General features: G+C 43.8%; 20 protein-coding genes. 12 read left to right on the forward strand and 8 right to left on the reverse strand.

The window, feature by feature from the left end; all coding sequences use genetic code 11:
- Positions 1–269: 269 nt before the first annotated feature.
- Complete coding sequence (locus AOT82_RS06830) at positions 270–2,480, reverse strand: carboxy terminal-processing peptidase (RefSeq protein WP_071002355.1); 2,211 nt, start codon at positions 2,478–2,480, stop codon at positions 270–272.
- Positions 2,481–3,005: 525 nt separating this feature from the next.
- Here AOT82_RS06830 and nagZ point away from each other — a divergent pair.
- Entirely contained in the window at positions 3,006–4,091 is a 1,086-nt protein-coding gene (gene nagZ / locus AOT82_RS06835) for a beta-N-acetylhexosaminidase (RefSeq protein ID WP_071002356.1), read from the forward strand.
- A gap of 133 nt (positions 4,092–4,224) precedes the next feature.
- On the opposite strand, the gene AOT82_RS06840 is transcribed toward nagZ, so the two are convergent.
- Positions 4,225–5,817 (reverse strand): OmpA family protein, encoded by a 1,593-nt coding sequence (locus AOT82_RS06840; protein ID WP_071002357.1) that lies wholly within the window; start codon positions 5,815–5,817, stop codon positions 4,225–4,227.
- 469 nt (positions 5,818–6,286) lie between these two features.
- Positions 6,287–7,921 (reverse strand): hypothetical protein, encoded by a 1,635-nt coding sequence (locus AOT82_RS06845; RefSeq protein WP_071002358.1) that lies wholly within the window; start codon positions 7,919–7,921, stop codon positions 6,287–6,289.
- A 414-nt stretch (positions 7,922–8,335) separates the two neighbouring features.
- Between AOT82_RS06845 and AOT82_RS06850 the strand changes: the two genes are divergently transcribed.
- The 6 genes from AOT82_RS06850 (at position 8,336) to AOT82_RS06875 (ending at position 13,492) form a co-directional block, all read left to right on the forward strand.
- Positions 8,336–8,944 (forward strand): rhomboid family intramembrane serine protease, encoded by a 609-nt coding sequence (locus AOT82_RS06850; RefSeq protein ID WP_071002359.1) that lies wholly within the window; start codon positions 8,336–8,338, stop codon positions 8,942–8,944.
- A gap of 83 nt (positions 8,945–9,027) precedes the next feature.
- On the forward strand, positions 9,028–9,993 hold the full coding sequence (locus tag AOT82_RS06855; RefSeq protein ID WP_071002360.1) for a metallophosphoesterase: 966 nt from the start codon (positions 9,028–9,030) through the stop codon (positions 9,991–9,993).
- A gap of 99 nt (positions 9,994–10,092) precedes the next feature.
- Positions 10,093–10,644 (forward strand): 5-(carboxyamino)imidazole ribonucleotide mutase, encoded by a 552-nt coding sequence (purE, locus tag AOT82_RS06860; protein WP_058024241.1) that lies wholly within the window; start codon positions 10,093–10,095, stop codon positions 10,642–10,644.
- 197 nt (positions 10,645–10,841) lie between these two features.
- On the forward strand, positions 10,842–12,170 hold the full coding sequence (locus AOT82_RS06865; protein ID WP_071002361.1) for a 5-(carboxyamino)imidazole ribonucleotide synthase: 1,329 nt from the start codon (positions 10,842–10,844) through the stop codon (positions 12,168–12,170).
- Positions 12,170–12,619: a YaiI/YqxD family protein gene (locus AOT82_RS06870; RefSeq protein ID WP_071002362.1), complete on the forward strand. Its 450-nt coding sequence runs from the start codon at positions 12,170–12,172 to the stop codon at positions 12,617–12,619. Before AOT82_RS06865 ends, AOT82_RS06870 begins: the two co-directional genes overlap by 1 nt.
- Positions 12,620–12,850: 231 nt before the next feature.
- On the forward strand, positions 12,851–13,492 hold the full coding sequence (locus AOT82_RS06875; RefSeq protein WP_071002363.1) for an NAD(P)H-binding protein: 642 nt from the start codon (positions 12,851–12,853) through the stop codon (positions 13,490–13,492).
- Positions 13,493–13,652: 160 nt separating this feature from the next.
- On the opposite strand, the gene epmA is transcribed toward AOT82_RS06875, so the two are convergent.
- The 3 genes from epmA to AOT82_RS06890 form a co-directional block, all read right to left on the reverse strand.
- Positions 13,653–14,669 carry an EF-P lysine aminoacylase EpmA gene (gene epmA, locus AOT82_RS06880; protein WP_071002364.1) on the reverse strand — a complete coding sequence of 339 codons (1,017 nt, stop codon included), beginning with the start codon at positions 14,667–14,669 and terminating at the stop codon, positions 13,653–13,655.
- Between the two features lie 86 nt (positions 14,670–14,755).
- Complete coding sequence (locus AOT82_RS06885; RefSeq protein WP_071003701.1) at positions 14,756–15,874, reverse strand: 4-phosphoerythronate dehydrogenase; 1,119 nt, start codon at positions 15,872–15,874, stop codon at positions 14,756–14,758.
- A 77-nt stretch (positions 15,875–15,951) separates the two neighbouring features.
- Entirely contained in the window at positions 15,952–17,109 is a 1,158-nt protein-coding gene (locus AOT82_RS06890; RefSeq protein ID WP_071002365.1) for an AI-2E family transporter, read from the reverse strand.
- 825 nt (positions 17,110–17,934) lie between these two features.
- On the opposite strand from AOT82_RS06890, the gene AOT82_RS06895 reads away from it, so the two are divergent.
- Together AOT82_RS06895 and AOT82_RS06900 are read left to right on the forward strand one after the other, a co-directional pair.
- Positions 17,935–19,626 (forward strand): NAD+ synthase, encoded by a 1,692-nt coding sequence (locus AOT82_RS06895; protein ID WP_071002366.1) that lies wholly within the window; start codon positions 17,935–17,937, stop codon positions 19,624–19,626.
- 502 nt (positions 19,627–20,128) lie between these two features.
- A complete protein-coding gene (locus tag AOT82_RS06900) occupies positions 20,129–21,403 on the forward strand; it encodes a hemolysin family protein (RefSeq protein ID WP_071002367.1) in 1,275 nt (424 codons plus the stop codon).
- Positions 21,404–21,503: 100 nt separating this feature from the next.
- On the opposite strand, the gene AOT82_RS06905 is transcribed toward AOT82_RS06900, so the two are convergent.
- Entirely contained in the window at positions 21,504–22,232 is a 729-nt protein-coding gene (locus tag AOT82_RS06905) for a YggS family pyridoxal phosphate-dependent enzyme (RefSeq protein ID WP_071003702.1), read from the reverse strand.
- Between the two features lie 365 nt (positions 22,233–22,597).
- Between AOT82_RS06905 and AOT82_RS06910 the strand changes: the two genes are divergently transcribed.
- Positions 22,598–23,653 carry a type IV pilus twitching motility protein PilT gene (locus AOT82_RS06910; protein ID WP_071002368.1) on the forward strand — a complete coding sequence of 352 codons (1,056 nt, stop codon included), beginning with the start codon at positions 22,598–22,600 and terminating at the stop codon, positions 23,651–23,653.
- Between the two features lie 119 nt (positions 23,654–23,772).
- Complete coding sequence (locus tag AOT82_RS06915) at positions 23,773–24,894, forward strand: PilT/PilU family type 4a pilus ATPase (protein WP_071002369.1); 1,122 nt, start codon at positions 23,773–23,775, stop codon at positions 24,892–24,894.
- A gap of 136 nt (positions 24,895–25,030) precedes the next feature.
- Here the strand turns inward: AOT82_RS06915 and fur are convergent, their stop codons facing one another.
- On the reverse strand, positions 25,031–25,465 hold the full coding sequence (fur, locus tag AOT82_RS06920) for a ferric iron uptake transcriptional regulator (RefSeq protein WP_058024231.1): 435 nt from the start codon (positions 25,463–25,465) through the stop codon (positions 25,031–25,033).
- Between the two features lie 327 nt (positions 25,466–25,792).
- Here fur and AOT82_RS06925 point away from each other — a divergent pair, with 327 nt between their 5' ends.
- Positions 25,793–26,212: an outer membrane protein assembly factor BamE gene (locus tag AOT82_RS06925; RefSeq protein ID WP_058024230.1), complete on the forward strand. Its 420-nt coding sequence runs from the start codon at positions 25,793–25,795 to the stop codon at positions 26,210–26,212.
- Positions 26,213–26,257: the final 45 nt, after the last annotated feature.

A 26,257-nucleotide genomic window follows, 5' to 3' on the forward strand; every position in this document is an offset into this window, starting at 1 on the left:
GCGGCTTTTATTACCAACCATCCATGTTAGCGTTATGTGATACCTAATCCCGGGGTATCTCATAACTGACAGGCATCCAGCCTTATCATCCCTAATCAGCAAACCACTTATCCCTGATGCGACCTTAAGATACCAATCCCTAGTATCAATGAATCGTGCCGTACAGTTATAATCGCAGATTGTCCTATCACTAGTAAGTGGTCTAAACGTCAATCCATGTAAGCATATGCTTACATGGTAATACTAGCTATCGTATAACCCCTAACCCCTTATAGTTTCTCTTCAGGACTGAGTAAGGTCTTGGGTTCAGCACTTAGCATTAGGTAGGCCGCTTCATTAATAAAGGCTTCATCTTCTGGCAGCTCTGGACGCTCAGCAGCTTTCATACGGCTACGCTCTTCAAACTTTGCATCCATCGCGGCCTGATACGTATTCCAATTAGAATAGGGGCGTTCACCAGTAGCGATCAGACGTCTGTTTTCGGCTTCTAGCGAACGCTTTTCAATCAGCTGCATTTTGGCTCGGCGGCTGTTAATATCTAAACGAACTGGTTTTTTCTCATCATCCATATTACGAATATCATTCAGCGTTGATAGATACACAAACTGCGGATTTTTCTCTTGGCGAATTTTAGACTGCTGATTGAGCGTCGCTAAAGTGTCATTGGTAAACTTCCCTTCAGGCTTATAAGGCGCCGTTCTGATGGTATCCCAAGGCAAGGCTTTTTTCTGGGCGCGTTCGCCAAAGGTCGCATCATCATAGATATTGACCAATTCAACATCAGGTACCACGCCTTTATTCTGCGTACTACCACCTGTGATACGGTAGAACTTACGCTGAGTTAAAGTTGCAGAGCCTAACGCCAAGCTATCCAGTTGAATCTGCGCAGAGCCTTTACCTGTCGTTGTGCTACCAACCACCAATCCACGACCATAATCCTGAATAGCAGCGGCAAAAATTTCACTGGCTGAGGCCGATGCTAGGTTGGTTAGGACGACCATTTTGCCGTCATAGAGCTGCTCGCCGCCATCATTATCGCGGTACACTTGGACATTGCCGCGGTTATCACGAATCTGTACCAATGGACCGCTTTTAATAAAGAATCCTAGCATTTTGGCAACTTCATCTAACGAGCCACCAGGGTTGTTGCGCAAATCCACCACGAGCCCATCGATATTTTCTTCGTTCAATTTTTTTAACGCTTTTTCAGTATCGATACTGACACTACGGTAGTCCTCGCCATTACGGCGGGCACGATAGTTCAGATAAAAGCTCGGTATCTCAAGAACGCCAATGCGTTTTGGTGTTTTGTCGATATTAGGACGCTGCACCTCGACCACTCGCTGAGTCACGCCTGACTCTTCTTGCTGGATAATATCACGCACAACGGTGACTGTACGGGCACTGGCATCTGGCGTATTAGGCTGACGCAGCTTGAGCGTGACAGACGTACCGCGCTTACCGCGAATCAAGCTGACGATCTCACGCGTTGACCAGCCAACCACGTCCGTCATGGTTTCGCCATCTTTTGCGATACCCACGATCAAGTCATTGGGCTTGATTTGGCCAGATTTGGCCGCTGGACCACCATCGACTAAGGTCACGATACGGGTGTAATCTGGATTTTTACGATCAGGACGGATAGAAACACCGATACCCTCTAGCTGCAAACTCGACTGAATCTGCAGCTCAGTTGCCTGAATCGGCGCATAGTAGTTACTGTGCGGATCATAGGTCAGCATGGCGGTGTTTAGAATCGTCTCCATGATTTCATCATCTTTGAGACGCTTAAACTGCTCTTGCTGACGCGACAAACGATTTTGCAAAATCTCATTTGGCGTACGTTCATCGTTGCGTACCAAGTCCTGTCCACGAGTGATATCTGGATTGCTCAAAAACACTTTTTCTTTGGCTTTTTCGTCTTCTTGTCCCAGCGTAATACTCATCAGCTGAAACTTTAGCTGACGTTCCCAATAGTCACGCTGCTCTTTTTTGGTTTTGAAATGTCCGAGATTTTCACGATCAAGAATGATAGTGTCATCACCGGTCAAATCAATATCTTTCTTGAGCATCTTGGTTGCCATGGCAAAGTATTCGTTTGAGCGTTTGCGATAACGATCAAAGACTTCTACCCCTGCAGATAGGTCGCCTTGCTTGAGGCGCGTGCCAAAATCATCGGCGTGCTTTTTCTTCAGCTCATCGACATCAGATTGCAAAAATAAGGTATGGTTTGGATCGAGACTATCAATATACATTGATAAGATTTCGCGACCTTTTTTACTATCTAATGGCTGATTAAGGTAATGACTGCGATCCAGCAAAGCGGCAACTTGGCGAGTAGTGACCTTTTGCTCAGGTGTCTGAACAAAACTTCCCGTATTGGTTTCTGCTACGGCAGTACCGTAGCTTTGTGTCAGGATAATACCGGCGATGCCCACTGACGCTGCACTGAGTAACCACTGTGCTGGTTGTTTTTTCATCATATGTACCTAGTTATTTGAAGTTAGTGATATTATTTGTGTTATAAAAATTAAAAACTGCTGAATGTATTATTGCCCATGACTGTCGTCTGTTTTTGCTCAATGTCTGTCTTACTTTGCCTTAGCTTACTTATTACTATGAGCTTACAACGCTATAGCTTTATTATTCCGTCGCCTTTATATATAGATTCTGACGCTTATTATCGAATCCTGATATATAGTCAAAAATCAATATTATCATGTGCATAAATACTGAACTGTCTCAAACTGTATAAGCAATCTTACACGCAACGCCTGCACATACCAAACTTTCTCTCACTTTTATCACACATAGCGACTTAAGGCTATTAGCATTAATTCGCCGACTACCCACAAATTGATTTGATGCCAATAATCTGCCACATTAGGCTCAATTGATAATAACTGTCATAATAAAGTGCATGAGTAATGACTGCTAAGCGATTGGACATCGATGATCGGTCAACCCCATAATATAACAATACACAAAAAAATAAGGATGACGCAATGTACGGCGTTTTAATGATTGATATCGATAATACCGCACTGACCGCAGAAGACGTCAGCTTGATCAAACAAGCACAGATTGGCGGGGTCATATTGTTTGGACGCAACGTCGCTGATGCGGCCCAAGTACGCGCATTATGTGACGATATCCGGTACCACAACCCAGATATATTAATCGGTGTCGATCAAGAAGGCGGACGAGTCGCACGGCTGCGTGAAGGGTTCACACCGCTACCTGCTATGGGTAGGCTTGGTGAGTTATTCAATCACGATCCAAGCCGTGCGCTCAGCTGCGCATACGACTGTGGCTATCTGATGGCAGCCGAAGTGATGGCAGTAGGTATTGATTTGAGCTTTGCGCCCGTGCTGGATAGAGATGGTATCAGCCAAGTTATCGGTGACCGTAGCTTTCATCAGGAGCCACAAGCAATCGTTGCCCTAGCCACGCAGTTTATGCGCGGCATGAAAGCGGCTGGCATGGCCACCACTGGCAAGCATTTCCCTGGTCATGGCGCTATCGCTCCTGACTCTCATGTATCAGAGGCCATCGATACACGTAGCTTGGACGAGATCATCAATAGTGACATGCAACCTTTTGCGCAAACGTTGTCACTGCTTGATGCTTTGATGCCAGCCCATGTGATTTTTTCGCAAGTAGATAACAAACCCGCAGGATTTTCTAAAATTTGGCTAAAAGATATCATTCGTGATCAGCTCGCGTTCGATGGTGTGCTTTTCTCTGATGATTTATCAATGGCAGGGGCAAAGGCCGCTGGCGATGTCAGCGCGCGCGTAAAAGCTGCCATTGAAGCTGGTTGCGATATTGCACTGGTGTGTAACGATCGTGTTGCCGCGCATGAAGCGGCGGCGGCGGCGCAAGAACTACCCTATCCTAACCAGAGGCGTATCAAAACCATGTGCGGCAATATACCAAAGTGGCAAGGTGATCTTGAGTCTACTTGCCAGCAGTTTGATTATTGGCAACAAGCAAAGAACAATGTTACTCAGAGCTTTTTTAACGTTGAGTCTGATACACAAGCTGATAAACCTGCCAATGAATCAAAAGACCCTACTGATTATAAGTAGCCTTGTATTCATACGAAACCGTTGAAAAATTTGGCTGAACCGTCCCCGTAAGTTGGACACAACTTACGGGGGTCGGTTCACGTTAAGGTGCGGTTTTTTAGACTTAACTACTACCAAATTAGATGATTTTTGCTTAATTCGTTGGATCTACCGCAGTACCTTGCGTCGCATCATCACCATCAGATAGCAGATCATCATTATTACTGTCTAGCGGATTCAAATCTGGGTCAAGCGAGTCGCTGTTGATGATCATGCCATCATTTAAATCGACCATCTCATCATTAACCACAAACTCAATTCGGCGATTGCGGAAACGACCTTGCTCGGTTGAGTTATCCGCGATAGGGTCTGTTTCACCCATACCTTTGGTGCTGAGCTTGCTCGCGTCAACACCTTGACCTACTAGGTACTCTTTTACCGACTCAGCACGCTCTTGAGACAATTCCATGTTGTAAGAATCAGACGCTTGACTATCAGTATGACCGATGATCATTAGGTTCAAGTCAGGCACATCATCGATAATTTTTGCCGCGCGATCTAAAATGGCTTTATTGACCTCAGGGATGACAGCTTCATCTACTTGGAAATTGATCACCTGAATACTCAAAGCACGTGCAACATCACGTGGGTCTGGATTTTCTCCAAGATTGGTCATTGCAGCATCTGCAGCAGCCACACTCTCGTCAATCTCACCTTGCAGATCGAGCGGCCCTTCAGCTTCTACCATCATCGCTGGTGCAGCGGCTTGTAGATCAGACACCAATTGGGCTAATACCGCATCATCAGGTGCATTGACCGTGATGGTATCTCCTTTAATCACCATGCTAGCATTCGGTACATTTTTAACGATCGGCAATATCGTAGTAAGCTGTGCAGCAGCTGCCATATCTATGGCAAAATTATCATCGACATCAGCGCGGCACTTATTGGCTTCATCGCCGAATGCACCAGTTAGTGCATTCATTACATTGGTCTGTAGCGTCTCGTTGCCTACGCTCATGCGGCAAGCGTATAGCTCACCATTTTCGCCAGTGGCGATACGGAGTGAGGCAGGCTCGATGTCAGTTGCTACTACTGCTTGCTCATTACCTTGCTCGTCTTGCTGCGCGGTAGCTATCGGCGTAGCAACAGGCTCAGGGTTCTCCTGACAGCCTCTTAATAAAGCCCAAGCCAATGCACCCAAAATAATCAAACCGATAATCGGTAATAGGGCTTTCATAAAGCTGCCTTGTGGCTCTTTTTCTTTCTGTAGTGGCGCGGTACTGACCGTATCGGATATAGGCGCCGCAGCAGGCTTCGCTGCTATCGCGCTCGCAGGTAAGACAGCCCCTGCCCATGTAGGGATATGATGCTGATAACTGTTGAGATTGTCATTGAGAAATTGCGGTACAGGGGTAGTACCAGCCAAGCTTTCGATTTCGTGAAAAGCAAGCGGCGCTGCCATAGCAATCAGACCACGAGAAGCTGTCTCATCGACACCATGTGCATTAGCGAGCTCACGAGAGATTTGGTCACGGTGAGCCCCTTCTGTCCATACACGATCATAAAAAGCACTATCATCACGAGCGATATTCTCATTAGCAAAACGGCTATAGGTATCATTATTCGCGAGGCGAGCAGCAAAAATTGCATAAAATTGCTCAAGTAGATTTTGCTTAGCAGGACTATGATCATCTGCTAATACGGCTGGGCTGACTGTGCGTGTCAAATGACTGATAATATCCATAATACAACTCTCCCCTTAATTTTTATTTATATTGTTCGATTCTCTAAAGCATAAAATCATCTAATAACGTGGCGGCTGTTTACTCTGTCAAGTCAGATTTATCAGGCCACTATGATTGATTTTGGATATTATAGAATTGTTAAAGGTGTTTTCACAGTCGATACGTTGTTGTGCAAATGATACGTTAAGTAATGTTTTAATTGGTGCGCGTAACTATACATTCATAACCCAACAGGCATTTGAGTACAAATTAAGAGAATGCGATACTCAGTTCCGCGAATCTGCTTTTTTGGTGAAGTAGCACCATTTTTGATGCCCAGATCTTAAATACGTACGCTAAGCAACAGTTAAAATCAAAAAAGCGGTATGACAAATTCATACCGCTCCCTTGCTTAACTTTTGAACTATTTCTAAAAGTTCTGAAAGTACATTCGAACTGAGTCGATTTAAATGTACTTTATACGACTCACTACCTGACTTGTGCTGGTTCAGCAACGATGACACTGCTCGCCATGTCATCTACTTCTGACTCAGAAATAGGGCCTGACGGTCTGCTCGGTCTATTACCAGAAGGGACGCTGCTAGGAATATTACTTGGAACATTGGCAGGTACGTTGTTGGAATTATTATTAAATCCATCATTATTGTTAGGTAGTGGCGCAGGTATCACGCGATCACCTGTGTCATCATCAGCGGCTTGATATTCTCCAGTACCATTGCTCATGCCGTCATTACTGTATTGGTTATTAGCGCCTATTCCATCGCCGAGTTGATTGTTTACGCCATTAGTGCCAGCCATACCATATGTCGTATCACCATTACTGTTGTTAGGCAGTGGCAATGGCGCAGTACTATCGACTGCCATGGTTGGTGCTAAACTACGTACGTTTGTGACCAATTGTTGTAGTAGCATGTCATCCGGCGCCTCTACTGTCAGACGATCGTTTTGTAAGTGTAGACGGGCGAACGGTGTCGATCTGAGCATGGTCAGAACATTGGGCAATATCTCCGCAGGCATGTTTGCGATAGTAGTTGCTATTCCATTCTGTACGGTAAATTCACATATACTCGCCTGCTCGCCAAAGCTCGTATTGAGTGCCTGTTGTAAAGAGCTTTGTAGCGCTGCATCACCGACCGTCGCGCTACAAGTATAGAGGTTGCCACTATCATCTACGCCAACGATGAAATCGATGGGAGTCATCGTTGGTGCTGGTGGCGGTGCTGGAGTAACCACAGGCGCGACAGCAACCGGTTCTACTGGTAGGTCGCTTTTGGGTTTTATTAATAATGCCCAAGCAGCCAGTGCCATCGCAGCCAGTGCTACTATCAATAAAAATACTCGCATCAGTAGGTCGTTTCGCTGATTGCGAGTGCGCACGCGCTCTCGCTTGACGTTGCTATTTTCTGCCAAGTGATGAGCTGCTGGACTGGCATGGATAGCGTCATTACTGTCACCAAAATGCTCATCGTCATTTAATGCGTCAGTAGCGCTTATATTAGCGTTTTCCACATAAGCGGCTGTAGTAGCTGTCGTTGCAGCGACTGCGTCAGTACTTAGATCAGGCTCACTAAATTTATTCGGTAAGGTATCACTTGATGGCGCGATACCATTATCTGCGACATCTGCGACAAAGTTTGACATTGATTCGTGTCCAGCGCCTTGAGTAGCAGTGATAACGGACGCTGACCATATAGGTAAATATGGGCGCAGCGTCGACTGCTCTCCTTGCAAGAATGCTGGCAAAAACTGTCCATTGGCCAAAACCTTTAGCTCACGATAGGCTAAGGATGCTGCATTAATTAGCAATTGAGCAGTGATCGACTCATCAATATGATGCGCGGCTGACAGCTCTTGGATAACCGTTTTTTGTAGTACTTGGTCTTGCCATAGCTGCTCAAATAAAGGCCGCTCGGCAATACTGTCATTAGCCATCACCTGATCGTTACGAAGTAGTTGTGAGTAGACCTGTGGCACCGCTAAGCGCGTGGCTAAAATGGCATAAAACTGCTCAAGCAAGCTGATATAAGCCACGCTATCACTGCGATTATGCTCGCCCAATATAGCGGGGGTGACGGTCTGTTCTAATTGATCGATAATACTCATGGATCACTGCCTCTCTCGACTTTTTGAATCCGCAAAAATTAAGCACTTATTGTTCGTTGTATATACGGCTACTTACCCTGAAACTGTCAAGCGTTCTTTAGCGGCATCGACGTCTATATAGCGGTTTCACTTATCTCACATGATACACTGCTACATTACTCACTATAAAAGCATAAAAATGCATCGTTTTGTCACATAATAGATATTTGTATCAGCATAACTGCTGTTAGTATTAACTAATTACGTTACGAGCAACTTGAACTTAGTATCAATATCTTAACTTAGTATGAATATATTAATTAATGGTCATATTTGTTTTTACTCAGCCCTAACGCTTAGGCTTTGAACATTGTCATTTATCGCATTGCCATTTATTGCATTGTCACCTATCAGGCGCGGCCTAAGGATTTTCCTTTGTTAAACCATACGACCCTTATTATCATCATTACTGTTATTGTCAGCTTATTAGCATGGCAAAACAAGAAATTACTCAACCGTCTTATCTTTTATCCACCCGCTGTAAATAACGGACAATGGGATCGTTTTGTCACGCATGGCTTTATTCATGCCGACAGTATGCATCTGCTATTCAACATGTTTACGTTATACTTTTTTGGCCGAGCTATTGAAGGGCTATATCGTTCATTTTTGTTCGGCTATGGTTTTGTGGTTTTTTATGTGTTGGCTATTGTTGTTGCCATGATTCCAAGCTACCTTAAAAATAAAGACAATGCCAGTTACTTAAGTCTTGGGGCATCAGGCGGTGTGTCGGCAGTCTTATTTGCCTTTATTTTGCTAGCACCGTGGGAGCGAATTTACTTATTTGCCATTGTTCCTATTCCTGCGATACTGTTTGCCGTCGCTTATGTATTTTATAGTATTTACGCGGACAAACGCGGTGGCTCAAAAATCAATCATATGGCACATATGTGGGGCGGCGCATTTGGCGTCATTGCTACGATTATTTTAGAGCCTAAAGTACTACCCCATTTTATAAATGCTTTATTGTCGCCTGGTTTTTAAACTGTTTTCTCAAATAGAAATTCTTTGAATCAGGACAATTAAGCAAGTTGCTTACTTTTACGTTTGAGATTTAATATTTCATTATGATTATAGATATTATCGGTGATATTCATGGTTATGCAGACAAGCTCGTTGGTTTGTTAAACCAATTAGGATACGAGCATAACGGTCAGCATTTTGTGCCACCGGCAGGTCACAGGGCATTATTCATTGGCGATTTGATTGACCGTGGGTCGCAGCAACTGGCCACATTAGAGATTGTCTTTGCGATGTTAGACGCGGACGTGGCCGATGCGGTGATGGGCAATCATGAATATAATGCCTTGGCTTATGCTACGCTCGATCCTGAGGATTCTAGCCAGTATCTGCGCTCACATAATGCGGTACATAAACGCCAACATGAAGCATTCTTGGCAGAGATACCTTTCGGCTCAGAGCAGCACGAATACTGGTTGCAGCGCTTGTACGAGATACCTCTGTGGATTGAGACAGATTATGCCTGTTTCGTCCATGCTTGCTGGGATGTAGATAGCATGGCGGTTCTAGAGCCCCTGCTGACGGATAATAACTGCCTAACCTCTGAAGGTCTAATCGCAACCGCTAAAGAAGATACTATCGCTTTTGATGCCTTAGAGCGTGTACTAAAAGGGGTCGAGACGGGCTTGCCTGATGGTATTGTGATGGTAGATAAAGAAGGCACTGAACGCAGACGAGTACGGGTGCGTTGGTGGCTTGATGCGTTGAATCAGCGCACGCTTCGTGAGGTCGCTCGTGCACCGTCCTCCGCATTGGCACAAATACCGCCTGATGCACTGGCTGAAAATATTGACTTTGCGATTCAAACACATAAACCTGTTTTTGTCGGTCACTATTGGCTCACTGGTACACCTGAGCCACTCAGTCCACAAGTCGCCTGTACTGATTATTCGGCAGCGGTAGATAGTGGCTACTTGACTTGCTATCAGCTGGATACCGAACAGCCATTACCACTGACAGCTTCTCGCTTTGTGCAGCATTATCACGACAAAAGAATAGAGATAAACCAGTGATATAAATGCTATTAACACCATATCATTATTAAAAGTCAAACTTGGCTTTACGAGTGTAGCAAAATTTTTGTATGATGGTCTTTTTGAGGATATCCAATCATGAGCACCACCAATACTGCGGCTAACCAGAACGGTCCAATCACCTCCCCTGCTGGTCAACCAAAAGTCGGCATTATTATGGGTTCGCAATCTGATTGGGCGACCATGAGTGCCGCAGCACAATTGCTAGCAGACTTTGATGTTGCCTTTGAGTGTGAAGTGGTTTCTGCTCACCGTACACCTGACAGGCTATTTGATTACGCCAAAAGCGCAAAAGACAATGGTCTACAAGTGATTATCGCGGGTGCAGGCGGTGCCGCTCATCTGCCTGGTATGTGTGCGAGCCAAACACCACTACCTGTATTTGGCGTCCCTGTAAAATCCTCTATGCTAAGTGGTTGGGACAGTCTGTTGTCTATCGTGCAAATGCCCAAAGGCGTTGCTGTTGGGACATTGGCGATTGGTACCGCTGGCGCTTATAACGCTGCCCTACTTGCGATTCAAGTCTTAGCCTTGCATGATGAAACGATTGCTACTAAGCTGGATGAGATGCGTCAGACGCAAACCGAGACCATTCTCGCTAGCCCAACACCCGGTATTATTAATTCTTAAATAAATATAGAGTGACTAGCTTTTTTAGCATAGTATTTTGTATTGATCGCCTAAAAACAAGAGCTACCACATTTTATTTTTCAGTACGTCATACTAGATATAAGGTGCCTATAGTGCACCTTTTCCTATTTTCACCCATTGCGTTTTAAATTTTAATACAACACAGACCTCATTCACTTTTATTCAAAGAGCCTTTCATGACTACAGCAAACGCTTATCCTGTTACCCAAACCATTCGTACCATCGGTATTTTAGGCGGTGGTCAGCTTGGTATGATGCTTGCCGAAGCCGCGATGCCACTCGGTTACCAATGCGTGTTTTTAGAAGACAATCCAGAATGCCCTGCCAGCCTATACGGTCACGTGTTTCATAGCGATCAATTAGTCGACTTTATGGCAGCCGCTGATGTCTTTACCTTAGAGTTCGAGAACACACCAACGTCTACGGTCGAGCAATTAACGAGCGTGTCAAAATCTGGCAGCAAGCAAGGTATGTTCCCACCACTGATTGCGCTTGATATCGCCCAAGACCGTCTAAAAGAAAAGCAGATGTTCAATACGCTCGATATTGCCACCGTGCCATTTATGGCTGTTCATTCTGAAGCTGAGTTAAAACAAGCTTGTGAAGCGTTAGGCCTGCCTATCGTTTTGAAAACCAGCCGCGGTGGCTACGATGGCAAAGGTCAGTTTGTTATCAAACAAGAGAGTGACATTAAAACTGCTTGGCTTGCGCTAAAAGACGCTGTTAGTGGCAAAGGGTCACTCACGCCAACACCTGCGCCACTGATTGCTGAAGGTTTCATTAACTTTAATCGTGAAGTCTCTATCATTGCCGCAAGAGCGCAAAATGGTCAGATACGCTGTTATGATTTGGTCGAAAACCATCATCATCACGGTATTTTGGCAAAAACTCAAGCACCTGCGGTCGGTACCAGCCACCTGCTCCAGCAGGCAACAGACGCCATCACAAAGATCATGAACCATCTAGACTATGTGGGCGTCATGGCACTTGAATTGTTTGTCACCAAAGATGCTCGCGGTCATACCACGATACTGGCCAATGAGATTGCCCCGCGTGTACACAACTCTGGCCACTGGAGCATCGAAGGCGCGGTTACTAGCCAGTTTGAAAACCATATCCGTGCTGTGGTCAACTTACCACTCGGTGATACGGACAACGTCCATCCAGCGATTATGGTCAACGTACTCGGCCAATATCCTGATATCAGTGCCGTGCTAAATATCGATGGCGCTCACTATCATAGCTATCATAAAGCTGAGCGTGATGATCGCAAGATTGCTCATATTACCTTGATGCCCAATGACGTGACTGACTTAGAATCCGCTATGGCAAAGCTGGTTGCCGTATTGCCAAATAAAGTAGGTTTGGACAAAGAATACGCGAATATCGATACTCACTCTAATACCGCAGATGCCAAAACTAAAAACGACGTCTTAGAAGATAACAGTGGTGAAGCAGACAGTCTGGCAGAATTGTCGCCAAAGACAGAAAAGGCGAAGAAATAATGCAAATTTGGGTGGATGCCGACTCCGTACCATTGATTGCCAAAGATTTGATTATCAAAACGGCTGAACGTACCAAAACGATGGCGATATTCGTCGCCAACCAGCCAATCAAACTACGCAAATCTCCTCTGCTCGTCATGACGGTTGTGTCATCAGGGTTTGACAAGGCTGATGATTATATCGTCGAGCAAATACAGGCAGGCGACTTGGCGATTACAAGCGACATACCTTTAGCCAATGATATTTTGGACAAAGGCGGCTTGGTGCTAACCACACGCGGCGTGGTCTATGACAAAAATAACATCAAGCAAAAGCTTAATATGCGCGATTTTATGGACACCATGCGCGGTACTGGTGTCCTAGAGCTGCAAGAGATGAGCGGTCAAAAACCCTACGGCGACCGCGATAAAAAAGCTTTTGCCGACGGTCTGAATCGCTTAGTACGTTAGCGCTGTTACCCTTCTAATCTCATTAAAGTACTATCCTCTAGATAGCGAATCTTGCTTGGCAAATATTGCTTTCTTGCAAACCGTATACACTCTATAACCAACTCCTATCCAATCCGCACGCTTTATAACGAAGCGTGCGGATTATTTTTGTTACGATACAGTCAGTTTTTGAGATAAACACATTCACTAAATGCCTCAAATAACAGAACTCAAATAAAAATAGGAATGATTATGAAGATTTTAGTCATTGGTGCCAGTGGCCGTGTCGGTGGTGAATTGGTTAAGCAATTATTAGCTGACGAACACCAAGTAATTGGTACGACTCGCCAAGAAAAAAAGCTGTTTGACAATGACAACTATACTCAGCTAGATTTGGATATTACCGCCAGCAAAGAGTCTATCAAGAAACAACTGGATCAAGATATTGATGCTGTCTATTTTGTCGCAGGATCTGGTGGTAAAAATGTACTAGAAGTCGACTTACACGGTGCAGTAAAGACCATGCAAGCCGCGCAAGACAAAGGTATCAAACGCTATATTATGCTTAGCTCTGTCTTTTCGCTAGAGACTGAGAAATGGGATAACAACCCTAACATTGCAGATCTAAAAGACTACTATATCTCTAAGCATTACGCTGATCATTGGCTCGTGAATAATAGCTCACTCGACTATACAATCGTACAGCCGGGTGCACTGAAAGAACGTGACGGTACAGGCAAAATCACTATCAATGATACCAGCTCTGGTGAAAATGCTATTGAAGATGTCGCAACGACGCTGGCGGCTGTCCTAACCGCCGATAATACTATTGGAAAAGTATTCAACTTGCACAATGGTGATATCGACATCAATGAAGCCATTGCTACAGTATAAACTGTCACTATTTAGATAGATCTGACTGCCAAGCTATAACTACGTAATTCAAATCACTGAATCAGATTATAAAAAAGGTCGTTATCGATTCGCCAATATTTAATTGGTAAATCGGTAACGACCTTTTTTCTTGCTGCTATGAATAAAAACTACCTGTTGGTTATGCTTGACCACTCGGAAAAGCAATCACTTCCTCTAAAGTTTTTGCGCCCGTTATCACCATGAGCAATCGATCAACACCGACCGCAATACCACTACAAGGAATCAAATCATCAGATGCAGCAACTAAATGCTCATCAATGGGCATTTTCGGCAACCCATGACGATGACGTAATTGATTGTCTTGCTCAAAACGTGCTCGCAATGCTGGACCATCTGCCAGCTCATCATAAGCGTTGGCAATCTCAATGCCATTGATATAAAGCTCAAAGCGTTTCGCTATTTTATTGCCTTCTTTATCTAGCGCTGTCTTTGCCAATGCAGCTGTCGCAGGTGGATATTCTATGATCAGTGTCGGCAAATCATGTCCCAAATTTGGCTCTACTGCATGACTAAATAGTAAATCTAACCAGTTCTGGCGACGATTTGCTTCGCTATCATCAGCATCATTAAAATCAAATCCTATCAACCCTCTATCTTCTGCTACCGCTTGGAGCGCAGATAGGCTCGCTGTCAGTGGATGTATACCGACAAAATCCATAAAAGCATCGACATAGCGATAATGGCTCATCACCATTGGATGACCATAAAGCGCCGTAAGCAACTCATTAAGCTCACCTGCCATATCATCGAGGCTGTAATTGGGCTGATACCACTCTAGCATCGTAAATTCGATATTATGACGCACGCCTATCTCATTATCCCTAAACACAGGACAAATCTGATAAATAGGCACTTGCCAGCTAGCCAATAAACGCTTCATCGCAAACTCAGGAGACGTATGCAAATAATAGGTACGAGGACGATCTTGATAGGTTACGTGCGCTGCCACTGATTGCAAAAAAGTGTCGGTGTTACCTGCTTGCGATAAAAGCGGCGTCTGTACTTCCAGTACCTGACGACTGATAAAAAACTGGCGAATATCACCGATAAACTTGGCGCGTTGTTGTGCCATTGCCAGTGTTATGGTGGGTGCGTAGTTAGGTTGATGACTAGAGGTACTGCTTGATTGGCTCATGACTGTCTACCGTGATTCATAAATAATAATGCTTCAATGACGTAGATTATTTATGTTTTTAAGAATAGTATTTTTAAGTTGCTAGATTAGGATTGCCACTCACGGCGCAAGTGGTAATCACGCCTCAGACCGTCAAAATCTGCGCCATTCACTTGTTTATCAGAGTTTCCACCAGATATTTTGCTTCGCAATGAGGCATCATCTTGCATAATGTCATAAAATTTTGGCAATCTGTCTGGGTGTGCTTTTAGCTCAGACCACAAAAACAAGTTAAGTGGTAGCAGGTTAGACATCGACTGGGCAGGTATGATCGCTAGCTTCTCACACAAGGCATCATAGATGATTTGCGTACCACGTAGCTTGCCCTCTAATGTATAGCCAGCGATATGCGGTGTGGCGATTGTGAGCTTAGCTAGTAGGCTATCAGCAACCGTTGGCTCATGCTCAAACACATCCAAAACCACTTGCCGCCCAGTATGAGCAATATCGTTCTTGAGATCATTTTCATGAATCACAGGGCCGCGCGCGCTATTAATCAATATGGTATCAGCAGGCATCATGGCCAATGTCTCTGCATTGATGAGATGACGCGTTGGATAGTCACTGCCTTTAGCATCACTATCAACTTTCTCACTTGTCAAAGGCACATGCAAACTCACCGCGTTACTTTGAGAAAGCACCTGCTCAAGGCTGGCATTATTAATAGTAGAGCTTGGTAATAATGGATCGTATCCAAGCACCTGCCAGCCCAAGTCATTGGCATACTGAGCAAGCGTACTGCCAATATTGCCAAGGCCGATGATACCGAGTGTCACAGGCTGCTGCCAGTAGTTTGGACGTATGGTCAAGATAGCCGTCAGTACATACTGAGCCACCGAGTGCTTGCTACAACCAGCGGCATTGGCAAAAGTAATATCGCGCATCGCTAAATAGTCTTGGTCGACATGATCTGTACCGATAGTCGCTGAGCCAACAAATTGCACACTGTGATTTTCAGCCAACAGCGCCTCATTGACTTGCGTGACCGAGCGTATTAACAAAATATCTGGCTGTACTTCAGACAGCAGCTTTGCGTCAATATCACGACCAGCGACCGGTATAATTTTGACTGTTTGCCCAGACAACTGACCTAATGTAGCGTGATTAAAAAAATCATTCAGGCTAGCGATATTGCTATCAGCAACGATCGTGATACCTTTGGCCATCTGGTTTATCTTATTGTCCATAGCATCTGCAATATCATTGTTTGTCATTGGCAATTTTCTCTATCGATAAGGGTTTTCTATGTAGACTCATTTCCACTGACTGTGTCTTGTGCTGGATTATGTACTGGCGCTATGGCATTTGAGTCAGAGAGCGTGACGTCTTGCGGCGCAAATATCTCATTTTTGTGCTGCGATATCCACTCGCGCCATACGGCAAGACCGATAGCCAGTACCACAGGGCCGATGAACAATCCAACAAACCCAAATGCGGTTAGACCGCCCAACACACCGATAAAAATAATAATAAATGGGATTTTGGTCGCGCCGCTAATAACAATAGGTCGAATGAGATTATCCACCCAGCTAATAACAAACACGCCCCATAGTGCCAAACCAATCCCTTCTGCAGTATGTCCTTGGCTCAAGAGCCAGACAGATACACCGCCCCAAACAAATGGCGTACCAAAGGGAATCAACGCAATAATAAATGTAACAATGGTCAATAAAATAGGGCTTGGCGCACCAGCGAAGTAATAGCCGATACCAGCCAATAGCGCCTGAGCCAATGCCGTCAGCCCGATGCCGTATACCACCGCACGCGTGGTTGTACCTACAGAGTCAATATAACCGTCGATGCGATTGCCGATGATGTTACGCAGCGCTTGGCGAATCTGACGAACCAGACTGGTGCCATCACGATAAAAAAAGAATAGTGTCATCAGCGCCATACCCAGCTTAGCCAGACCACTGAACACCACGTCAAATGCTACCTTGCCATAATACAAGTGCGACTGAACCCAAAGACGGAAGGCTTCTAGCGTGCCTTCTGGGTTTTTATTGATTCGCCACAGTACGTCTTTGATTTGCTGACCGATAATCGGCAAGTCTTTAAATGAGTCAGGCACATCCAAATAGCCCACTTTAATACGATAGACCAAATTACTGATTAAGCTCAACGCTTCTTGCTGCAAAATAAACACACCAATAACCAATGGCACACCTATTATCAAGGAGATGCTCACGGTCATAATGGCAGCGCTAAAATCTGGACTCAGTTTAACTTTTTCGTGAAAAAACTCATAAACAGGGAACGTCACATACGCCAAAATTGCCGCCCACAATGCCGGTACAATAAAAAACTGCACCACTTTAAAGCATAATACGAACAGCGCAACCAGCAAAGTAATCGCAAGCAAGCGCTGGATAATAAATTCTTTTGTCCAATTTTCAATCATAGCGTATAAACCAAGAGCGGACAGCAAACGATAACTTTGCTGGCAAGTTTATAAATGTGTGATAAACATCAGCTTATAGACGCTGTCCATAAACTGTATCCATTAGCGAGGATGGTAGATTATAAGTATATAAAGAAAAAACGGTGTCAAACCCATTAAATCACATGGCAATACTGCGTATTTACAAACTATCACTCTGATAAATAACATCGCGAAAAACGCAGCTATTACGCTCCATTATGCAATAGATTATGATAATTATATAACGCTATGTTGTAATCTTTACTTACAACTTTGTCTATGCAAGCTTACTAGATGATGACCGGAATGACTAGCGCATAATGCATGGATTTACTGTGAAAAACAGTGCCATCGCAGCTGCTTTTATATTCAGCTATTAAACTGCAATCTTATCAGGGAATTCACTGGTGCGTTCTATTTGTCACGACAATTGATGTTATACTAAAGCAATTATTTTAAGCTTTTCAATATAGTTAAGTGCATTTGTACGCTTTTATTTTTGTCGTTGCATAAACATCGCATCTATCAAAGCAGATTCCAGACCCTCTTGTATCGTCTTCTTCTAGACTATCATAAGATCTCATTTTAGGATGGCACGATCATTTGGGATAGGAGGCATAAGCAATTATGCTTTTAAGCATTGTCTAAGCAATTATGTAGGATTTAGGCTTGTCATATCAACTCAACATTCGAGCTTGATAAGCAAGCACGCAGTTTTGAATGAATTTCGGACTTACTTTGATTTTATTTTAAATCAATACAGACTCACCAAATTTTAATAATATATCGATAGGAACAATAACAATGTCAAAAGACACTGATAATCCCAATCTTAACCCCTCACATGAAGCCAGCAAGACCAACAAACCACAAGATACGGTCACTTTTGCTTTAGCGCAGTCACATTTTTTGGTAGGCGATATCGCAACCAACGTTGAAAAAATGCGCACGCTTGCATTACAAGCACGCGAACAAGGTGCTGACGTTATCGTATTTCCAGAGCTGGCGCTACTAGGCTATCCTCCGCAAGATTTATTGCTACGCCCAAGCCTATCAGGCCGTGTCAAAAGCGCCTTATCTACCTTGAGTGATATCGACGATATCGTCATGATTGTCGGCTATCCGCATGTCGATCATCACGGTACTTTTAACTCCGCTGCTATCTTACATAATGGTCATCAAAAGGGCTTCTATCACAAGCAGATGTTGCCAAACTATGGTGTATTTGATGAGCGCCGTTATTTTGATAAAGGTCGCAATCAAGTCTTATTTGACTATAAAGGCATTACGATTGGCCTGCTCATTTGTGAAGATTTGTGGGACAAAAACCCGATTGCTGAACTCAAAAAACAAGGTGCTGACCTCATTGTTAGCTTAAACGCCTCACCTTTTGAGATTGAAAAACAAAACAACCGCAAAGCCATGCTTGCCAAGCGCAGCCGTGAAAACAACTTGCCTATCGTCTATGTCAATGCAGTTGGCGGTCAAGACGATCTTGTATTTGATGGCGGCTCTATGGCTGTGCAAGCCGATGGCAGCGTGGCCCATGAAGCACCGCGCTTCATGAATCAGTTATTATTGGCCACTTTAGATGTCAAAACGGCTAAATTCAACAATCAAGCCAAAGCACCTTTGTCTCTAAGCCGTGAGTCTGAGATGTATCAGGCATTGGTCGTCGGTCTACGCGACTATGTCAATCACTCAGGATTCTCTGGCATTATTGTTGGACTATCAGGTGGTATTGATTCAGCACTGACACTCTGTATCGCGGTTGATGCGTTGGGCGCTGACAAGGTCTATGCCGTCATGATGCCGTACGAATATACCTCTCAAATCAGTCTAGAAGATGCACAGGCTCAGGCACGTCGCTTAAATGTCTCTTATACCGTGTGTCCTATTTTCGACGCCGTCGAAGGTATCCGTCATACGTTAGCGCCTCTATTTAACAAGTCACCAGCGGATACAACCGAAGAGAACATACAAGCCCGTGCTCGCGGTGTTGTCTTGATGGCACTGTCCAACAAGTTTGGTCATTTGGTGATCACGACAGGTAACAAATCAGAATTAGCGGTTGGTTACTCAACCTTGTATGGCGATATGGCTGGCGGCTTTGATGTACTAAAAGACGTGTATAAATCACAAGTCTATAAATTGGCAAGCTACCGCAATCGCCTAGAAGACACGCCTGTCATCCCTGAGCGCGTTATTACTCGTCCGCCATCTGCTGAGCTACGTCCAGATCAAAAAGATCAAGACAGCTTGCCTGACTATGATGTATTGGACGGTATCTTGATGTCTTATATCGATGAAGACATGGGCTATCAGGAAATTATCGATAAAGGCTTTGATGCTGAGATGGTCGCAAAAGTCATCAAAATGGTAGACAACAGCGAGTATAAACGCTTGCAATCGCCCATCGGTACAAAGATCAGCCACAAAGCTTTTGGACGTGAACGCCGCTATCCGTTGGTCAATAAGTGGTCCATTAAAGGCTAAATCGCACTTGCCTTTCAGCTTAGGGCGTGTTGAACATTTCGACCATGGCACTGACAGCGACTATTTTTTAGGCGATTCGATGTTAAAAATAATAAGTTTAGTCATTCTAAGCGCTTATTTTTAACGATGAAGCGGCAAAAAAGAGTCCTGTCCCCTGCTTTTTATCGTTAGGGCTGATGCTAAAATTGCCCCATACTGCGTTACAAATCTCGCTAAGGCATCTGCATTATCGTCGCTTTGTGCCTTGTCTGGAACAATTTTAGCGATCAGCAGTGCCTATTTGCGAATGTTCAACACGCCCTATATGATTTACGAATTTATGAGTTGAAAGGTGCAAGTCAGATCGTTTGACAAAACGTCGAATTTTTCCTATTAGCTGGGTGCTTGCCCAGCTTTTTTGGTTTTTATACATGAACAAATTTACCGTTCACCTTCTGATTTTCTCCCTTTAACTACTGATTATTTTTGACCCAATTCCTCTTTACTTCTTTTCGAGTATGTCATGAGCTTGCTAACTGCCAGTGTTTTTCTTCTCCTTCTACTTGCCTTGAGTACCTTTGTCTCTGCTGCTGAAATTGCGATTGCCGCAGGGCGCAAAATCAAATTGCAAATCATGGCCAAAGAAGGCGATGTTCGCGCACTTGATGTCCTCAATATGCAGGATCACCCTGGGAGCTTTATCACGGTCGTACAGATAGTACTCAACGCGGTTGCTATCTCGGCGGGTGCTGTAGGCGAGTCAGCCATTAGTCCTTATCTAGAGCAGATGTTTAATAGTGAAGCGGTGGCTTCAGTGATATCGTTTGTACTCATCACCAGTCTGTTTTCATTACTTGCCGATCTCATGCCCAGACGCTTGGCAATGTCGAGTGCTGAGGCGATAGCGGTCCGCCTTGTACGCCCAATGATTCTCTTGATTTTTGTATTAAAACCCATTATCTGGGTGTTCGATGGCGCTGCAAATATCCTTTTTAAATCCTTTGGTATCTCAACCATCCGCCAAGATGATATGACCCCAGAAGATATCTATGCCGTCATGGATGCAGGCGCTGAAGCAGGCGTGCTAAAAAAGCAAGAACATCATCTGATAGAAAATATCTTTGATATGCAGGAGCGTACCGTCACCTCAGTGATGAACCCACGCGAAAATATCGTTTATTTTGATACCAAAACCAGTACCGAAGAAGTCGTAAATATCATGATTGAGCAGCCGCACAATAAGTTTTTGGTCTGCCATGATGACGACCTAGAACATATCGTGGGTTATGTAGAGTCTCGTAGCTTTCTGGCCTTGGTTTTAAATCAGCAAGAGGTCAATCTGACAGACAAATCTCTATTAAAACCGGCACTATTTGTACCTGATACGTTGTCTTTGTTTGAAGTATTAGAGATGTTCAAATCGACTGGCGCAGACTTCGCTGTCATCGTGAATGAATATGGGCTTGTGGTTGGTGTTATCACACTCAAAGACGTGATGAGCATTGTGATGGGCGAGCTTGTGACGCTTGAGGAGCAGCCTATTGTTCAGCGCACAGACAACTCATGGTTGATCGATGGTATGACCCCTATTGAAGATGTCATTCGTGCATTAGATATCGTCGATTTACCGCGCAGTGAGAACTATGAGACCATCAGTGGCTTTATGATGTATATGCTGCGCAAAATTCCTAAGAAGACTGATACGATCGAGTATGCCAATTATCGGTTTGAAATCATTGCAACAGACAATCTAAAAATCACGCAAATGCTAGTGACCAGATTAGAAGAGACGACTTGATCGGTCAATTAGTGACTCATTCGATTGGCCTAGTACGCAGGATTCTAGGGCGTGTTCGTATTTTCAGAATGGTGATAAACGTTTGCATTAGGGACATGATTTAGTCTCGCGCACCAAAGATAGCCGTACCAACACGTACCATGGTAGAGCCGTTGTCTATCGCCTCTGCCATATCACCACTCATCCCCATACTAAGTGTATCCCAAGCATTCAACTCTGGATGGCTGGCTTTTATATCGTCAAACAATGCCTTGGTTCGTGCAAAAGCGTTTGTATCTGCCTTTGCAGGGATAATCATCAACCCGCGCAGTTGCAAGCGCTCATAGCCTTTAATCGCTATGATCAATGCTGGCAGTTCTGCTGGTAGGCAACCTGACTTGCTGTCTTCGTTATCAATATTTACCTGAATTAATACGTTCAATGCTGGGAGCTCATCTGGGCGTTGATCGTTTAAACGTTTGGCAATGATATCGCGCTCAAGGGTTTGCACCCAATCAAAATGCTCGGCAATATCGCGTGTTTTATTACGCTGAATACTGCCGATATAATGCCAGACGATATCCGCGCATGCAGGATTCGATTTTAGCGTATTTATTTTTTCAATGGCTTCTTGTAGATAGTTCTCGCCAAAGTGCTGCTGTCCCTCATTCGCCAAAGTAGCAATCATATTGGCAGGCTTGGTTTTTGACACGGCTAGCAAAATGGTAGTATTGGCAGATCTACTATCTCGTTCAGATGCCTGTTCATAGGCTTGGGTCATTTGCTCTTTGACTTGCTGCCAATTAGCGACAAGCGTCTGATTATCAACACTTTGATTTGTCTCTTTCATATCAGTCATATATAAGGCTCTCAAAATTTACTTAATTTTTAATAGGTTTTATAAAAAGTTTATGGCTGAGACTGCTTAATTTAAATATTTTTAATAAAAATTATTTATCGCTCATATATGAAATTAGCTGAAAAATGACTAATTTCATATTTTCTTAAAGGAGTAGATGGTTAAATACTCACAGTCTTGTTATGATATTGTTACATGCTTTAACATATGCTACTGAATATGATAGCGGTGGTAAAGACGGCATGCTGGTTCACTCTTCAATATTTTACGCTTGAACAAAGCGATTGATGGATAGTTTACCACGTGCCTTTATGCTCTTTTGTCTTACCCTGACTAATTGATAGGAATATCGGATTATGGCTGAAAAAAACACCTTAAGTATCGAAGACTTGCTACGTTTTACGGTCAAACATAAAGCATCGGATTTACATATTTCAGCTGGCATGCCTGCGATGATTCGTACCGATGGTGAGATGACACGCATCAATATGCCTGCGATGACGCACCAAGTGGTTCATCAGCTCATTTATGACATTATGAACGACAAGCAGCGCGCTGATTTTGAAGAGTTCTTTGAGACAGATTTTTCTTTTGAGATTCCAAATTTGGCACGTTTTCGAGTCAATGCATTCAATCAAAATCGCGGCGCAGGCGCGGTATTTCGTACCATCCCTTCTAAAGTATTGACCATGGAAGACTTAGGGATGGGCGACGTGTTCAAACGTGTCTCAGACTTCAAACGTGGCGTGGTGTTAGTTACCGGCCCAACTGGTTCGGGTAAATCGACGACGCTAGCGGCCATGATTAATTATATTAACGAAAGTCGTAAAGAGCATATTTTAACGATTGAAGATCCGATTGAATTTGTCCATGAATCGAAAAAAAGCCTGATTAACCAGCGTGAAGTGCACCGCGATACCTTAGGTTTTGAGCCTGCATTACGTTCGGCATTGCGAGAAGATCCAGATGTCATCTTGGTTGGTGAGTTACGTGACCTTGAGACCATTCGTTTGGCACTGACTGCGGCCGAAACAGGACATTTAGTATTCGGCACTCTGCATACTAGCTCAGCCGCTAAGACGATTGACCGTGTCATCGACGTATTCCCTGCCGCCGAAAAAGATATGATTCGTGCCATGCTATCGGAGTCACTACAAGCCGTTATTTCACAAACCCTATTGCGTCGTCAAGCTGGTGGACGTGTGGCAGCTCATGAAATCATGCTAGGCACACCCGCTATCCGTAACTTAATACGTGAAAACAAAATTGCTCAGATGTATTCTGCCATCCAAACGGGTGCAGGCGAAGGCATGATTACGCTTGATCAAACCTTAAAGAACTTGGTTGCAAAAGGCACCATCAGTAAAGATGTGGCTCGTCCTTATGCCAAGCAACCTGAGGCATTTTTATAGTCTCAGCCAAATCACAAAAAAGCGTGAATGGTGCTAAATTGTTATTGGTCTCTATGAATGACCTTTAATACACTACTCTAAATAACTTTTAATCGACTTACATCGAATGCAGGTACGATATGGACATTGATAAATTATTGCAGTTGATGATTAATAAAAATGGCTCTGACCTTTTTATTACTGCTGATGTAGCGCCTTCCATGAAAGTAAATGGAAAAATTTTACCTGTCGGTAAAACCCCTTTGACCGCTGATCAAACCATGATGTTAGTCAAAGGAGTGATGACCCCTAGCCAGCAAAAAGAATTTAAAGAGACGAACGAGTGTCAATTTGCTATATCTGATGAAGCACAGCAAGCACGCTTTCGGGTCAGTGCATTCATACAGCGCGATATGGCAGGAATGATTTTACGGAAAATTGAGAATAAGATCCCAACTGTTGAGGAACTACGCTTGCCGCCAGCGCTCAAAGAACTGGCCATGAAAAAGCGCGGCATTATCTTGCTGGTCGGCGCGACCGGCACAGGTAAATCCTCTACGCTCGCGGCTATGATTGGACATCGTAACCAAAACTCTCATGGGCATATCATTACCATAGAAGACCCTATCGAGTTTGTCCATAAACATCGTGGTTGTATCATCACTCAGCGTGAAGTCGGTATCGACACTCATTCATTTGAAGCAGGACTAAAAAATACGTTGCGCCAAGCACCAGATGTCATTTTGATTGGTGAGATTCGTAACCGTGAGGTCATGAGCTACGCTATCCAGTACGCTGAGACAGGGCATCTGGTATTTGCAACCTTGCATGCCAATAATGCCAACCAAGCGATTGACCGTATTATTCATTTCTTTGAAACCAGTCGTCATAATCAGCTATTTATGGATTTGTCACTGAACTTGCAGGCCATTATCGCTCAGCAGCTCATTCCAACCCCTGATGGCAAAGGACGCCGTGCTGCTATTGAGATTTTATTAAACTCACAGCTAATTAGCGACTATATCCGTAAAGGTGAGGTGCATGAAATCAAAGACGTCATGACACGCTCTCGAGACAGCGGTATGCAAACCTTTGATCAAGCGCTTTTTGACTTGTATGAACAAGGAGAGATCACTTATAAAGAGGCAATTTTGCATGCTGACTCCCCTAACGACTTACGCCTAAAAATTAAGCTCAGTAGCAAAAACGGTAAGGCTAATTTAGATGAAGGTGCGGATAGTTTATCTTTAGACATCAGTTAAGCTATTGAGAGTGATGTCAGTACATACTGAAAAATTAAACTCAAAAAAGCCCTCATTATCAATAATAAGGGCTTTTTAATATAAGAGATCTTAGAGTCATTTATAAAAATAAAGCTTTAATTGATAACCAAGGTCTTTACTTGGCACTGTCTCTGCAAGCTTGGTCAGCACAGATACCATATAAGACTAACGAGTGACCCGATAGTTTAAAGCCGTGCTTTTCTGCGACTTTCAGCTGCTCTTCCTCGATCATCTCATTATGGAATTCAATGATTTTGCCACAAACATCGCAAACCAAGTGATCGTGATGCTCTTCTTGGGTAATTTCAAACACTGACAAGTTATTTTCAAAGTTATGACGCTCTACAATGCCCGCCTGCTCAAATTGGGTGAGTACACGATAGACCGTGGCAAGACCAACATCTTCACCTTGTTCGATGAGCGCCTTGTATATTTCTTCTGCACTCATGTGGTGTAACTCGGCGCTTTCTAGCAGCTCTAAAATCTTAATACGAGGCAACGTAACTTTCAATCCTGCTCTACGTAAATCTTGATTGGTAAAAGAAGCCATAATATCCCTTCTGACTGTGACAGTCTTAGCAAATGAAAAACTAAAAAATATGAGATAAATAATCGTTGCTGATTATTCTTTATTAAATATAAGTGGTTTTAACACCCTCAAAACAGTGCTGATGAGGTGACGGACTGCTTTATAATTCCCTGAATAACCGCAGTGCAAGCCTATGAATTTAAAATATAAATAATAAAACCATTCAGGTGGTGTTTGGTAAATAATGTCGTAAGTGGTAGGCAATTGCAAGTAAATGACGTATCATTTGTCCAAGATTGTCGGTCAGACTCGCACCATCTAACTTTGGCCGCGCCTAATTCATTTCTTATGAGTCATCTTACCATGATAAAGACATTAAATTTTCGTCCGTTAAGCCATGCCAGCGTACTACGTAACATTGTTATCACCAGTATGCTGAGCGCTACTGTCGCTATGTCTGGCTGCTCACTATTGAGCGTTTATAAGATTGATTTGCCTCAAGGCACAGCGATTACTCAAACCCAAGCACAAAAACTAAAAGTAGGGATGAATCAGAACCAAGTACTTTATATCCTTGGCAGTCCTGCGATTAGAGATACCCTTGAACCTAAGCGCTGGGATTACATTTACGATTACCAAGCAGGCACCGAAGGCCGCCGTAAAGGCATTGCTGATGTCAAAAATGCAAGCCAACACTTAGTCGTTTACTTTGATGATAATGGTTTGGTCACTCGCATCGAAGGTATCGAGAGCTTGCCAGCATCGTAATCCGTACGATTTATCAGCTCGAATGACTAACAGTTAAAATTAATA

The sequence above is a fragment of the Psychrobacter sp. AntiMn-1 genome, assembly GCF_001854065.1.
GTDB classification, from domain to species: domain Bacteria; phylum Pseudomonadota; class Gammaproteobacteria; order Pseudomonadales; family Moraxellaceae; genus Psychrobacter; species Psychrobacter pacificensis.

Coding starts and splice junctions, on each gene's coding strand:
- fur (WP_058024231.1), bottom strand. CDS start 25,465: ATGGCTTCTTTTACCAATCAAGATTTACGTAGAGCAGGATTGAAAGTT.
- epmA (WP_071002364.1), bottom strand. CDS start 14,669: ATGAGCCAATCAAGCAGTACCTCTAGTCATCAACCTAACTACGCACCC.
- AOT82_RS06840 (WP_071002357.1), bottom strand. CDS start 5,817: ATGGATATTATCAGTCATTTGACACGCACAGTCAGCCCAGCCGTATTA.
- AOT82_RS06915 (WP_071002369.1), top strand. CDS start 23,773: ATGGACATTGATAAATTATTGCAGTTGATGATTAATAAAAATGGCTCT.
- AOT82_RS06910 (WP_071002368.1), top strand. CDS start 22,598: ATGGCTGAAAAAAACACCTTAAGTATCGAAGACTTGCTACGTTTTACG.
- nagZ (WP_071002356.1), top strand. CDS start 3,006: ATGTACGGCGTTTTAATGATTGATATCGATAATACCGCACTGACCGCA.
- purE (WP_058024241.1), top strand. CDS start 10,093: ATGAGCACCACCAATACTGCGGCTAACCAGAACGGTCCAATCACCTCC.
- AOT82_RS06885 (WP_071003701.1), bottom strand. CDS start 15,874: ATGGCCAAAGGTATCACGATCGTTGCTGATAGCAATATCGCTAGCCTG.
- AOT82_RS06845 (WP_071002358.1), bottom strand. CDS start 7,921: ATGAGTATTATCGATCAATTAGAACAGACCGTCACCCCCGCTATATTG.
- AOT82_RS06865 (WP_071002361.1), top strand. CDS start 10,842: ATGACTACAGCAAACGCTTATCCTGTTACCCAAACCATTCGTACCATC.
- AOT82_RS06905 (WP_071003702.1), bottom strand. CDS start 22,232: ATGAAAGAGACAAATCAAAGTGTTGATAATCAGACGCTTGTCGCTAAT.
- AOT82_RS06890 (WP_071002365.1), bottom strand. CDS start 17,109: ATGATTGAAAATTGGACAAAAGAATTTATTATCCAGCGCTTGCTTGCG.
- AOT82_RS06925 (WP_058024230.1), top strand. CDS start 25,793: ATGAGTCATCTTACCATGATAAAGACATTAAATTTTCGTCCGTTAAGC.
- AOT82_RS06895 (WP_071002366.1), top strand. CDS start 17,935: ATGTCAAAAGACACTGATAATCCCAATCTTAACCCCTCACATGAAGCC.
- AOT82_RS06855 (WP_071002360.1), top strand. CDS start 9,028: ATGATTATAGATATTATCGGTGATATTCATGGTTATGCAGACAAGCTC.
- AOT82_RS06900 (WP_071002367.1), top strand. CDS start 20,129: ATGAGCTTGCTAACTGCCAGTGTTTTTCTTCTCCTTCTACTTGCCTTG.
- AOT82_RS06870 (WP_071002362.1), top strand. CDS start 12,170: ATGCAAATTTGGGTGGATGCCGACTCCGTACCATTGATTGCCAAAGAT.
- AOT82_RS06830 (WP_071002355.1), bottom strand. CDS start 2,480: ATGAAAAAACAACCAGCACAGTGGTTACTCAGTGCAGCGTCAGTGGGC.
- AOT82_RS06875 (WP_071002363.1), top strand. CDS start 12,851: ATGAAGATTTTAGTCATTGGTGCCAGTGGCCGTGTCGGTGGTGAATTG.